Raw genomic sequence first — 13,681 nt, forward strand, 5'->3', positions numbered from 1 at the left:
GGCGCAGTCGTCGGCGTGACGGTCTCGACCGTCGTCGTCGCCGGCCTCGCGTTCGGTGCTGCGGCGCCGGCCGCTGCCGCGGACCCCATTCCGGGCATCGCGCCTATCGAGCAGCGAAGCGCCTCCACCGTCACCGCTGATCCGCTGCCCACCGTCCAGATCGACTCGGGCATCGTCTGGGCCCAGGTGATCGCCGGTCGCACCGTCTTCGCCGGCGGCAGCTTCTCCAACGCCCGACCCGCCGGGGCGACCCCCGGCCAGAGCCTCATGCCGCGCAGCAACATCCTCGCGTACGACATCGAGACCGGTGTGGCGACCTCGTTCGCGCCCACCATCAACGGCACCGTCAAGTCGCTCGCCGTCTCGCCCGACGGCAGGACCCTGTACGTCGGCGGCTCGTTCAACCAGGTCAACGGTCAGACCCGCTTCAACGTCGCGGCGTTCGACGTGGCCACCGGCGCCCTGCTCACCACCTTCCGCCCCGCGATCGGCGGCTCGTACGTCAACGCGATCGTCGCGACCAACACCACGGTCTACTTCGGCGGGCTCATCGGAGCCGCCGGCGGCAACACCCGCAAGAACCTCGCCGCGGCCAATGCCGCCAATGGTGCCGTGGTCGCGTGGGCTCCCACGGCGGACCTTCAGGTCGACACCATGGTGATGGAACCGGGCGGCGCGAAGCTCATCGTCGGCGGCCGGTTCGGTCAGGTCAACGGAGCGAACCAGCGCGGTCTCGCAGCCCTCGACCTGGTCGACGGCAGCGTTCTTCCGTGGGCGGCTCCCGCCACCGTGCAGAACGGCGTCCCCGCGACGGACGGCTCCGCGGGCAAGGCCGGCATCTGGGCGCTGAACGCCGACGACAACGCGGTGTACGGCACAGGCTGGGTGTTCGCCAACAAGTGGGTCGGAAACCTCGAGGGCATGTTCGCCGCCGAGGCCGGCAGTGGCGACATCCGCTGGGTGGCGGACTGCCACGGCGACCACTACGGCGTCTACTCCGACGGCACGAACGTCTACACCACCGGTCACGAGCACGACTGCCAGACCGCCGGCGGACTTCCGCAGGCCTACCCGGCACCGGGCAACATCCGTCACGCCACGGTCTACACGGCCGCCGCGAAGGGCACGCTCACGACGTCGCCCTCGGTGAACGACATCTACGCCGATTGGGGCGGCTACCCCGCCCCCGCGGCCGTCAACTGGTTCCCGGACTGGACGACGGGGACCGCCTCGGGCTCCGGCCAGGCCGGCTGGACCGCGACCGGAAACGGCAAGTACCTCCTCGTCGGCGGTGAGCAGACCTTCGTCAACGGTCAGCGCAGCCAGGGCATCACGCGATTCTCGACCACGCCCGCGGGCGGCCCCAAGTCGGCTCCCCGTCTCTCCGGCGTGAACTGGACGCCCTCCGCGCGATCGGTGAGCGCCGGCACGGCGCGTGTCGCGATCCCCGCCAACTGGGATCGCGACGACCTGAACCTCACGTACGAGCTGTACGAGCAGGGCAAGGCCGCTCCCGTCGCGACGACCACGAAGAAGTCGACGTTCTGGGAAACCCCGAACGTCGTCCTCACCGCGACCGGCCTTCCCGCCGGCGCCACCAAGACGTACCGGGTCGTCGCCCGCGACGGTGATGGCAACTCGGCCAACAGCGCGAACGTCACCGTCACCGTCAGCTCGGCCGACGCATCCGCGTACGCCAACGCGGTGCTCGACGACGGTGCCTCGCTCCTGTGGCGCCTCGGCGGCACCGACGGCGGCGCCGACTGGGCGGGTACCAACGACGCGCAGTTCAAGAACGGCGTCGGGACGACGACCGACGACGCGCTCGCCGGCGAGGACAACGGATCCGCCACCACACCCGGCGGCAACGGCTTCGCGACCACCACGAGCACGTCCGCCGTGGGCTCGTCCTTCGCTGCGGAGCTGTGGTTCAAGACCGACACGACCTCCGGCGGCAAGATCGTCGGCTACGGCGACAACCCGAACGACAACTCGGGCAGCTACGACCGTCACGTCTACATGAAGAACAACGGTCAGCTGATCTTCGGCACCTACCCCGGCTACACCGCGACCGTGCAGAGCACGAAGTCGTACAACGACAGCAAGTGGCACCACCTGGTCGCGCAGCAGAGCGCGGACGGGCAGGCCCTCTATGTCGACGGTGAGCTCGTCGGCTCGTCGACGGTGACCGGCGCGCAGAGCTACACCGGCTACTGGAAGCTCGGCGGAGACAACATCAACGGCTGGCCCAACCAGCCGGCGTCGTCCTACTTCCGCGGCTCGATCGACGAGTTCGCCGTGTACGGGTCTGCGCTGACCGCGACCCAGGTCGCGAACCACTACGAGATCGGCAAGGGGCCGCACCTGCCGCCCGTCGCCGTGATCGACGAGGTGGTCGCGGGCCAGACGGTGACGTTCTCGGGCAAGGGCTCGACCTCCTCGGGCGACGCCGACGTCGCGTCGTACGCGTGGTCCTTCGGCGACGGCGCGACCTCGACCGAAGCCACCCCGACGCACAAGTATGCGGGCGCTGGCGACTACACCGTGACCCTCACCGTGACCGATTCTCAGGATGCCGTGAGCGCGGTGACCACGAAGCAGCTCACGATCGCCGCTCCGGCGACCGCGACGGCGAAGTACACGCAGCGTGTGCTCGACGACGGTGCCCAGGTCTACTGGGGTCTCGGCGGTCCGGTCGGCAACGTCGACTGGGTGAGCGATCGCGACATGGTCGGCACCCCGGGCGTCGGCACGTCGTCCGACTCCGTCACGACGGGCGGTTCCGCGACCTTCGACGGCGGCTCGGCGTTCGGCCGCACGTCGCGCACCATCTCGGCGAGCACGCCGTTCGCGGCGGAGGTCTGGTTCAAGACGACCACCACCAACGGCGGCAAGATCTTCGGCTACGGCGGATCCTCCGAGGGCAACTCGGGCAACTACGACCGTCACCTGTACATGACCAACGACGGCCGGCTGGTGTTCGGCGTGTGGCTGGGCTTCGCGGCGATCGTCCAGACGAGCGCGTCGTTCAACGACGGCCAGTGGCACCACGTGGTGGCGCAGGTCGGCCCCGACGGTGGTGAGCGGCTGTTCGTGGACGGTGCGCTTGCGGCATCCGACGGCGGCATCCAGGGCGCCCAGGAGTACGACGGATACTGGCGCATCGGCGGTGACAACATTGGCGGGTGGCCGGGTCAGCCCAACTCGTACTACTTCAACGGCCAGCTCGACGACTTCGCCGCCTACAGCCGCACGCTGTCGGAGAACGAGGTCGACGACCACTACCGCATCGCGAAGGGCCTCGCCACCACACAGGCGCAGTTCTCGGTGACCGGCACGGGACCGTCCCGCACGTTCGACGGCACGGCTTCCACGCCGACGCCGGGGCGCACCATCACGGGCTACGCATGGAGCTTCGGCGACGGCGGCACCGGCTCCGGGGCGACCGCGTCGCACACCTACGACGAGCCGGGCACCTACACGGCGACGCTCACGGTCACCGACTCGGCCGGCCGCACCGGCGTGGCGACGTCCACCATCGTGATCCTGCCGCCGCACGCTGCTCCGGTCGCGGCGATCGGCACCGACGTCGACGGACTCACCGTCGACTTCGACTCCGATGACTCGACGGCGTCGGGCGGCGCGACCATCGCCGACTACGCGTGGAACTTCGGCGACGGCACGACGTCGACGCAGGCGGACCCCACTCACGTCTACGGCGCAGCGGGCACCTACACGGTGTCGCTGACGGTGACGGACTCGGAGGGATCCACCAGCTCGGTGGCGACCGCCGAGGTCACGGTGGAGCACGCGGCTCCGACGGCAGCCTTCACCGCCGATGCCTCGGGGCTCTCGGTGTCGGTCGACGCCACCGGTTCCGCGGCCTCGGACGGCGCAACGCTGACCTACTCGTGGAACTGGGGCGACGGATCGGCTGCCGGCACCGGCAAGACCGCCACGCACCGGTACGACACCGCGGGCGAGCGCACGGTCACCCTCACGGTGACGGACAGCCTCGGGACGACAGCGACCAAGACCGCCTCGGTCACGGCGACGCACGCCGACCCGACGGCGTCCTTCACGGCCCAGACGAGCATGCTGGATGTGTCGGTGGATGCCTCGGTCTCCGCCGCTTCGGACGACGCGACGCTCTCCTACTCCTGGAACTGGGGAGACGGCACGGCCGCGGGATCAGGTGAGACCGCGACCCACAGCTACCCCGCAGGTGGCACGTTCGAGATCACGCTGACCGTGACGGACAGCCTCGGCGGCACGGCCACGACCTCGAGGAGCGTCACTGTGGCTTCGCAGACCGTCGTCGCGAGCGATGACTTCGCCCGGACCGTCGGGTCCGGGTGGGGCAGCGCGACCGTCGGAGGCGCGTGGACGTCGCTGAGCTCGATGTCGGTTGCAGCGGGTGTGGGGCGCATCAGCCTCGTCGCCGGCCAGACGCGCGCTCCGGCGCTCGGCGCCACCTCGGCCGATGACCTCTCCGCGAGCCTCGTCTTCTCCGCCGACAAGGTGGCGAACGGCGGCGGACTGCACTTCAGCTACGTGGTGCACAAGTCCGCGGCGGGTGAGTACCGGCTGAAGGTGCGCACGCTCGCGACGGGAGCGGTTCAGGTCAGCGTGACCAAGCTCGTCGGGACGACGGAGACGACATTCGCCTCTCAGAACCTCAACGGGTACACCTACACCGCCGGTGCGAAGCTGCGGGTCCGCCTCGAGACCGAGGGTGCGGGCGCCAGCACGACGCTGCGCGGCAAGGTCTGGGCGGATGGCACCGCTGAGCCCGCGGCGTGGACGGTGACGGGTTCCGACTCCGTCGCCTCCCTGCAGGGCGCCGGTCAGATCGGTGTGATCGCCTACGCCACCGGCACGGTGACCAACGTCCCCGTGGTGATCTCGGTCGACGACATCCGGGTGACCTCGCTCGGTGCGGCCCAGCCGCACGAGGCTCCGGTCGCCGTGATCGGCGCGACCTCGACGGGTCTCACGACCGCGTTCGACGGCACCGGCTCGACGGCATCCGGCGGCGCCACGATCACCGGGTACGCATGGGACTTCGGCGACGGGGCGACCTCGACCGAGGCCAAGCCGACGCACACCTACGCGGCAGGCAACTACACCGCGAGGCTCGTGGTGACCGACAGCACGGGGGCGACGTCGACAGCAAAGACGGCTGCCGTCAGCGCCAGCCACGCGAACCCGGCTGCGGCCTTCACGGCCTCGAGTTCGGGGCTCACGCTCTCGGTCAACGGATCCGGCTCGCAGGCGTTCGACGGCGCGACGCTGTCCCACTCCTGGAACTGGGGCGACAGCACCGCCGCCGGATCGGGCGCGACCGCGTCGCACGCCTACGGGGCTCCGGGGAGCTACACCGTGACCCTCACGGTGACCGACAGCCTCGGCTCCAGCGCCACCACATCTCAGGTCGTCACGGTGAGCGCGGAGGCCTTCATCGCGAAGGACGACTTCGAGCGCACCGTCGCGACCGGGTGGGGGACTGCTCCTGCCGGAGGCACGTGGGGCACGGCCGCAGGGTTCTCGGTCTCCGGTGGCACCGGCAAGGTGGCGCTCGCGGCAGGGCAGACCCGCACGAACCTCCTCACCGGGGTGAACGCGCAGAACGTCGACGCGCGGCTCGTGGTCTCGTCCGACAAGGTGGCCAACGGAGGCGGACTGCACTTGAACTATCTCGTGCACAAGACCGCCGCCGGCGACTACCGCGTGAAGCTGCGGATCTCGTCCGCCGGCGTCGTGCAGGTGTCCGTCTCGAAGGTGGTGGGCTCGACCGAGACGATCATCTCGAACAGGACGCTGACCGGCTACACGCACGCCGCCGGATCGAAGCTCCGGCTTCGGTTCCAGGCCACCACGGTCGGCGGTTCGACGACGCTCACGGCGAAGGCGTGGGCCGATGGAGCGGCCGAGCCGGCTGACTGGTTCGTGTCGGCGACGGATGCCCAGGCCGAGCTCCAGGGCGCGGGGCAGGTCGGCGTCCTCGCCTACCTCTCCGGTTCCGCGACCAACGCTCCCCTCGTGGTGAGCGTCGATGACCTCGAGGTGCGCTGACCCCCCATAGCGTGCATCGAGCACCCAGGCACCCGCCTCCGTCCCACGCCGGAGGCGGGTGTCTTATTCCGTCAGGGGAATACGCCGCGAATCAGCTGACCCCTCGCGCCCGCCACGCTGCGGTGCTAGCCTCAGCCCGAAGAGCGCCGCTGTATTTCTGGGAGACGCGGCGACTCCTGAGCTAGCGAGCAGTCTGGGGTTGCCGCTGCGTGCGGCACCGGAACTAGGGGAGTTCCTGATGCAGAACGCGGTATCGGCGACGTCATTGCGGCCTCGCAGTCGAGTGGCGGGCATTCTCGCCGTCGCGGTGCTGATCGCGGCAGGATTGGTGGCGACGGTGGCCGATCCGGCCGCTGCCGCTCCGGGGCCTGCGCCGATCGAGCAGCGAAACGCGCAGACCGTGACGGCCGATCCGCTCCCGACGGTGCAGATCGACTCCGGCATCGTGTGGGCGCAGGTCGTGGCAGGGAGCACCGTGTACGCCGGCGGCAGCTTCTCCAATGCGCGTCCAGCCGGGACCAGCGCCGGTCAGAGCCTCATGCCGCGCAGCAACATCCTCGCCTACAACATCAACACGGGTGTCGCCACCTCGTTCGCGCCCACAATCAACGGGACCGTGAAGGCGCTCGCCGTCTCCCCCGATGGTTCGCGGCTCTACGTCGGCGGATCCTTCAATCAGGTCAACGGCCTGACGCGATGGAACTTCGCGGTCTTCGACACCTCAACCGGCGCCCTGCTCGAGACCGTCAAGCCGGCCATCGGAGGCTCGTACATCAACGCCATCGTGGCGACGAACAGCACCGTCTACGTCGGCGGGCTGATCGGCGCCGCAGGCGGAGTGACGCGCAAGCACCTGGCGGCCGTCAGCGCCTCCAACGGCGCCGTGCTGGGGTGGGCTCCGCAACCCGATCTGCAGGTCGACTCCATGGTGATGGCGCCCGGGGGTGGCAAGCTCATCGTCGCGGGCCGCTTCGAGACGATCAATGGGACGACGTCCCGCGGTCTCGGCGCCCTCGACCTGACCACCGGCGCCCTCCTCCCCTGGGCCGTCACCTCGGTCGTGCAGAACGGCATGGCCACGGGCTCGCTCGCCGGGCGCGCAGGCATCTGGGCGCTCTCCGCCGACAACTCGAAGGTCTACGGCACGGGCTGGGTGTTCTCGAACAAGACCATCGGCAACCTCGAGGGGCTGTTCGCCGCCGACGGGCAGACCGGTGCCGTCAGCTGGATCGCCGATTGCCACGGCGACCACTACGGCGTCTTCTCCGACGGCACGAACGTGTATTCGACCGGTCATGAGCACGATTGCCAGACCGCGGGCGGGATGCCGCAGGCATACCCGTCGCCGGGCAACATGCGCAACTCCAGCGTCTACACGGCGGCCGCGAAGGGCACGCTGACCCGCACCCCGACCGTGAACAGCATCTATGCCGACTGGGCGGGCTACCCGGCGCCGGCAGCGGTGAACTGGTACCCGGACTGGACGACGGGCACGGCATCCGGATCCGGGCAGGCGGCGTGGACCGTCACCGGCAACAGCCAGTACGTCGTGTTCGGCGGAGAGTTCCCCCTGGTGAACGGACAGCGCAACCAGGGCATCGCGCGATTCGCCCGCACGCCCTCGACGGGGGCGAACCAGGCCCCGCGTCTGTCCGGGGCGAACTGGACGCCCACCGCCCGCTCCGTGAGCGCCGGAACCGCGCACGTGCAGATCCCGGCCAACTGGGACCGCGACGATCTCGACCTGACCTACGAGCTGTGGGCGCAGGGGGGCGCGGCCCCGATCGCGACGAAGGTGGTGAAGTCGACGTACTGGTTCACGCCGGTCGTCACCCTCGCTGCCGAGGGGATCCCCTCCGGTTCCAGTCGGACCTATCGCGTCATCGCCCGCGACGGCGACGGCAACAGCGCGACGAGTGCGAACGTCACGCTCACCGTCAACGGAAGCTCGTCGTCGTCCTACGCCGACACCGTCCTCGACGACGGCGCGACCACGTACTGGCGTCTCGGGTCGTCGGGCGGAGGGACGGACCTCGCCGGCAACAACAACCTCGTCTCCTTCGGCGGAGTCGGGACGACCGCGGACGATGCCCTCGGCGCCGAGACGAACGGCTCCTCCACCTTCAACGGGTCCACGAGCGGCTTCGCCCGCGCGACCGACACCACCGTCGTCGAGGAGGCGTTCGCGCTCGAGCTCTGGTTCAAGACTTCGACCACGACCGGCGGAAAGCTCATCGGCTACGGCAACGGGGCGTCCGGAAACTCGAGCACGTATGACCGGCACCTCTACATGCGCAACGACGGATCCCTGGCGTTCGGCGTGAATCCGGGCGCCCAGCGGGTGATCACGTCGCCGGGGACCTATCGCGACAACCAGTGGCATCATGCGGTCGCACAGCTGAACCCGTGGGCGGGCATCCAGCTCTACGTCGACGGCACGCTCGTGGCCACCGACCCGTCGGGGACCGCGGGCCAGCTGTACTCCGGCTTCTGGAGGATCGGCGGTGACAATCTCAACAGCTGGCCGAACCGGCCCACGTCGAACATGTTCAACGGTGCGCTCGACGAGGTTGCCATCTACCCCCACCTCCTGACGGCCTCGCAGATCTCGACGCACTACGCGATCGGGCGCGGCCAGAGCCTGCCGACCGCGTCGTTCACGACATCCGGCTCGAATCTGTCCTGGTCGTTCAACGCCGGCGCGTCCACCGCTCCGAGCGGGCGGACGATCACGTCCTACGCGTGGAACTTCGGCGACGGGGCCACCGGGACCGGGGTCAACGCGAGCAGGACCTACGCCGCACCCGGCACGTACACCGTCACCCTGACGGTGACCGACAGTGCCGGGATGACGGGTTCGACCACGCGCACGGTGAACGCTTCGGGCCCGCATCAGGCGCCGGTCGCCGTCATCGGGGCGAGTGCGTCCGGGCTGACCGTCAACTACACGGGCACGGGCTCCACCGCCTCAGGAGGCGCGACCGTGACCGGGTACGCCTGGAACTTCGGGGACGGCACGACGTCCACGCAAGCGAATCCCACGAAGACCTACGGGGCGGCCGGCACCTACACGGCCACGCTGACGGTGACCGACAGCATGGGGTCGACCAGCGGTCCCGCCACGCAGTCCGTGACCGTCTCTCCACAGACCTTCGTCGCGCAGGACGCCTTCGCCCGCACGGTGGCGAACGGTTGGGGTTCGGCCACCGTCGGCGGCGCGTGGACCGTCAACAGCGCCCCGGCCTTCTCGGTCGATGGGAGCACCGGCCTCATCTCGCTCAATGCGGGGCAGACGCGCAGTGCGACTCTGGCGGGCGTGGCCGCTCAGAATGTCGACGCACGGGCGCTCTTCAGCACGGCCAGCGTCGCCAACGGCGGCGGAGTGCACTTCAACTATCAAGTGCACAAGACCGCGGCCGGCGACTACCGGCTCAAGCTGCGGGTCGCCGCGAGCGGTGTGGTGACGGTCTCGCTCGCGAAGCTCGTGGGCACGACGGAGACGCTGCTCGTGAATCGGACCCTCGGTGGCTACACGCACACGGCGGGAGGCAAGCTCCAGCTCCATCTGGTCGCTTCGACCGTCGGCGGCGTGACGACGCTGAACGCGAACGTCTGGCCGGACGGCGCCACGGAGCCGAGCGGCTGGTTCGTGACGATCACCGACGCGCAGGCCGAGCTTCAGGGTGCGGGGCAGGTCGGAGTGCTCTCGTACCTGTCCGGGTCGACGACCAACGTGCCGGTGGTCGTGAGCGTGGACGCCATAGACGTCCGCTGACCGTCAGGTGCGCGGACGGCGCTTGACCATGAGGCGAGCGAACGCCGTGAGGTTGCGGGCGTCGCGGCGGTAGATCGGGATGACGAGCGCGGATGCTGCGGCGGCGAGGCCGGCCGCAACGCCGGCGACGAGCATCGCCCACACGCCCCACGGCGCGACCAGGATCGACATCCCCCACGCCGCGGCGCAGGTCCAGGCGCAGACGGCCAGGATGCGCCCGGCGCCCGCGTAGAGCCGGGCGGTCGGCATGGGCGTGATGCGCGAGAGCCAGAACAGCGACAGGGGCCACGAGATGGCGGGCGCGATGGTGAACCCGATGGCCACGCCGAGCACCCCGTAGAACGAGCCGACGACGATGCACGTGATCTTGATGGTGGTCGTGACGATCGTGTAGAGGAAGAGCTGTCGGCCGAGCCCGCGCGAGAGGTAGACCCAGTACCCGACGAACGCGAGCGTCGTGAGGAGCCCCGCCACCGCGAAGAGCGCGACGATCGGGATCGCGTCGAGCCACTGGGGTCCGAGCATGATCCGGACGATCGGGTCCGCCAGCGCCGTCACCAGGATCAGCGGGATGCCCAGCCCGTATCCCAGCATGAGCTGGGCCGACGCCAGGTAGTTGTTGAAGCGCGGGGGATCCTCCTGCACGCGCGCGAGCACCGGCAGGGCCACGTTCTTGGTGGGGGAGCGCACCTGGCTGAGCGGGGTCATGACGAGCTGGAAGGCGCGGTTGTAGAGGCCGAGCGGCGTCGTGCCGAACTTGAGGCCGACCAGGATGGTGTCGATCTGCGAGCCGGTGTAGACGAGCAGGTTCGTTGCGACGATGTTCCAGCCGAAGTTGATCAACTGGCGCACGGAATCCGCCCGCGAGTACCAGCGCGGGAGCCACCGTCCGGCGATCACGCAGCCCACCAGGACCACGACGCCGCTCGCGAGCTGCTGCATGACCAGCGCCCAGTACTCGGCGCCCGCGAGGGCTGCGACGACGGCGACGGCCAGCGCGACCGCAGCCGCCGTGATGTCGATCGCCGCCAGCGCCTTGAACTTGAGTTCGCGAGCGAGGTTGGCGCGGTGCTGCGTTGCGAGGCCGTTGAGCAGGAAGAGCAGCGAGAGCCAGTGGACCATGCCGACGATCTCGGGCTCGTCGACGACGGCCTCGATCGGCCCGGCGAGTGCGAACATCACGCCGGTGAGGACCACGCCGATCGCCGAGTTGATCCAGAAGAGGTTGTCGCGCTGACCCGTGGTCAGAACGGGAGCCTGGATGGATGCCGTCGTCAGGCCGAAGTCGCGGAAGATCTCGCCGACGCCGACCACGACGAGGATGATCGCGAGCAGGCCGTAGTCGTGCGGGGTGAGCAGGCGCGCGAGGATGACGACCGACAGGAGCTGCAGCACCAGCTTGGCGATCTGAGCGGCCAGGGTGAAGAAGACGCCCCGTGCCGCGGAGTGTGCGAGGTCGGAGGTCATCGGGGTCGTCCGCGGGCGGCCCGGACCCGGCGCGCCGTGCCCCGCAGCACCTGCACGAATCGCCTCGGATGCACGAGGCTCAGCCGGGCCAGCCCGAAGCCTCGGTAGCGCGGCGGCTTCCGACCCGCGAGCGCCGATCCCCACAGCCGCGCCAGCAGGTAGCGGCGCCGCGCCGTCTGCAGCGGCTGTGCGTTCGCGAGAGCGTCCATCGAGAGCGGGCGGACCTCGATGACGCCTTCGGCGATGGCGGCCTCGATCACGTCGAGCCCGCGCTGCGTCCTCGCGATGAGGGCGCTCACACCCGCGCCTTCGGCGAACTGCGGGTACCCGCGCTCGTCGGTCGCCCAGGAGTCGGCGGCGACGATGTCGGCCGACTCTCCGACGCCGTCGGGGCAGACCTTGCAGCGCCATTGAGTGGTGGGTCCGAGCGTGCTGCCCCAGGACTCCTCGTAGTCGGCGCTCACCTCGGTGTCGCCGGCGCGCGCCGCGAAGCGGCCGGGCCAGCCGTGCCCCCGGTAGCGCAGTGAATCGACCTTCCGGTCGGGATCGATTCCGAGACCTTCGAGCAGAGCGTCCGTCGCTCGCTGGCTCGGCGTTCCGGCGCAGAAGAAGGACAGCAGGAGGGGCGCTTCGCCGCCCGGTTCGATGCGGGACGCACGCAGCGCCGCGATCTCGCACGGCTTGGCCGTGACGGCGCTCCCGGCGGCGAAGGCATCCGGATTGGTGAGCGCGGCGACCGGTGCGTACCGCGAACCCGCGGCCGCGAGGGCCTGCTCGCGGGTCGTGATGGTGACCGGGATGCTGCGCCGCGGCTCGCTCGGATCGCCGGCGGCACCGGCGACCCTGGCCGCGCGTCCGCTGGTGACCAGCCACGTGTGGAGGGCGGTCAGAACACCGCCGCTGCTCCCGGCGAGACGGATCTCCTCGTCCGTCGCCCAGGCCTCCCACGCGGCGAGGGAGGAGCCGAGCAGAGGATGGCGGCGGGACCCGGCCGGGTCCTGCGCATCGATGCGCACGCCAGGGCAGGAGCGGGCGAAGATCCGCGCCGCGTCCGGCATCTCCTCCGGCGACCCGACTTCGACGGGTCGCGCGTACCCGGCGGCGTCGAGGCGCATCTCCAGCCCTCGGTCGAGCCGGGTGCACAGACCGCATCCGGAGCACGCGTCCCGCGCGAGGACGTCCTGGACCCGGTCGCGCAGCTCGGTCATGCCACGCCCCCGACGAGCTCGCCCACGGGGGCGAGCAGCTCCTGGCCTCGCGTCATCGCGCTGCGCGCCCGATCGGCCAGCGCAGGTGCGTCCACCGCCCGGAGGACGTCGGCAGCGGCATCCGCCGACTCCGCCAGCGACACAACGTGCGGCCAGTCGAGTTCGGCCATGAGCGGCTGGAACTTCCGCGAGTACGCCATGGCGATCGCGGGGGTGCCGGTCGACAGCGCATTGAGGCAGGCGTGCATCCGCGCGCCGATCACGAGCTGCGCTCCGGCGATCACGGACCGCGCGTCATCGAGATCGCGCGGGACGTGCACGCCGATCTGCCCGTCGTACTCGTCCTGGAGAGTGTGCGAGACGGGAACGTCGTTGTCGGCGTCGTGGCTGTCGAGCACGTGCGGCAGCAGCGTGACCCGGCGTCCGTCGGCGAGCAGGCGGGAGATGATCGTGCGCACCGCCGTGCGGTACGACCCGTGGTCGACGTGGTCGCTGGTCTTCCACAGCAGTCCCGACACGTTCATCAGCACGTCGTGGTCGCCGGACGGCGTCGGCTGAGAGATGCCGAACACGAGATCGGTCGTGAGGCGGTCCGCCGGGCGGCCGAGCCCCTCGGCGGCGCGGGCGCTGGCAGGGTCGCGCGCGAAGACGAGGGTCGAGCGGCGAAGATTGCGCTGCGCGAACAGGCGACCGCGGGTCGATCGGAACGGTCCGATCGTCTGGGGTGCGAGCACGGCTTTCGCACCCGCCTGGACGGCGAACTCGTGCACGAGCGACATCTTGGCGTGGCGCTGGATGCCGTAGATGTCGGCGAAGCTGTCGCCCGAGCGCGTGTCCCAGTAGAGGTCGAACTGGCTGAGCCATTCCATCATCCCGGCGCGACCGGTGAAGCGCTCGCGCACGAGCGACCGGGGGCGACCCCAGGGCAGCGCGTCGGGGCGAGCGCCGAAGTCCATGAACTCGATACGGGCACCCGGCAACGCCGCGTGCAGGAGGTCGGCCGATCCGCGGCCGAGCACGCGCACCCCCAGATTCGGAGATGAATCTCCCGCCCAGCCGACGAGTATGCGCACTCGTTCGATCCCCCTTCGGCCGGCCAACCCGAGCCCCAACCCCCCTTCATCTTATGGGGGACCGTGCCGCACTCCCTCGCATG

5 protein-coding genes are annotated in these 13,681 nt (G+C 70.1%); 2 read left to right on the top strand and 3 right to left on the bottom strand.

Going from position 1 to position 13,681, the window contains the following annotated elements:
- Positions 1-15: 15 nt before the first annotated feature.
- Both ASD93_RS16225 and ASD93_RS14345 read left to right on the top strand, forming a co-directional pair.
- Positions 16-6,075, top strand: a complete 6,060-nt coding sequence (locus ASD93_RS16225) for a PKD domain-containing protein (protein WP_056123969.1) — start codon at positions 16-18, stop codon at positions 6,073-6,075.
- Positions 6,076-6,358: 283 nt separating this feature from the next.
- Positions 6,359-9,850 carry a PKD domain-containing protein gene (locus ASD93_RS14345; protein WP_056123972.1) on the top strand — a complete coding sequence of 1,164 codons (3,492 nt, stop codon included), beginning with the start codon at positions 6,359-6,361 and terminating at the stop codon, positions 9,848-9,850.
- Positions 9,851-9,853: 3 nt separating this feature from the next.
- Here the strand turns inward: ASD93_RS14345 and ASD93_RS14350 are convergent, their stop codons facing one another.
- The 3 genes from ASD93_RS14350 to ASD93_RS14360 are packed head-to-tail and all read right to left on the bottom strand — an operon-like array spanning position 9,854 to position 13,598.
- Complete coding sequence (locus ASD93_RS14350) at positions 9,854-11,317, bottom strand: lipopolysaccharide biosynthesis protein (protein WP_056123974.1); 1,464 nt, start codon at positions 11,315-11,317, stop codon at positions 9,854-9,856.
- Complete coding sequence (locus tag ASD93_RS14355) at positions 11,314-12,525, bottom strand: Coenzyme F420 hydrogenase/dehydrogenase, beta subunit C-terminal domain (protein WP_056123978.1); 1,212 nt, start codon at positions 12,523-12,525, stop codon at positions 11,314-11,316. Before ASD93_RS14355 ends, ASD93_RS14350 begins: the two co-directional genes overlap by 4 nt.
- The gene (locus tag ASD93_RS14360) at positions 12,522-13,598 is read right to left on the bottom strand and encodes a polysaccharide pyruvyl transferase family protein (protein ID WP_056123981.1); all 1,077 of its coding nucleotides are present in this window, start codon (positions 13,596-13,598) and stop codon (positions 12,522-12,524) included. The genes ASD93_RS14355 and ASD93_RS14360 overlap by 4 nt, the downstream gene beginning before the upstream one ends.
- Positions 13,599-13,681: the final 83 nt, after the last annotated feature.

Source organism: Microbacterium sp. Root180, from assembly GCF_001428485.1.
Taxonomy (GTDB): domain Bacteria; phylum Actinomycetota; class Actinomycetes; order Actinomycetales; family Microbacteriaceae; genus Microbacterium.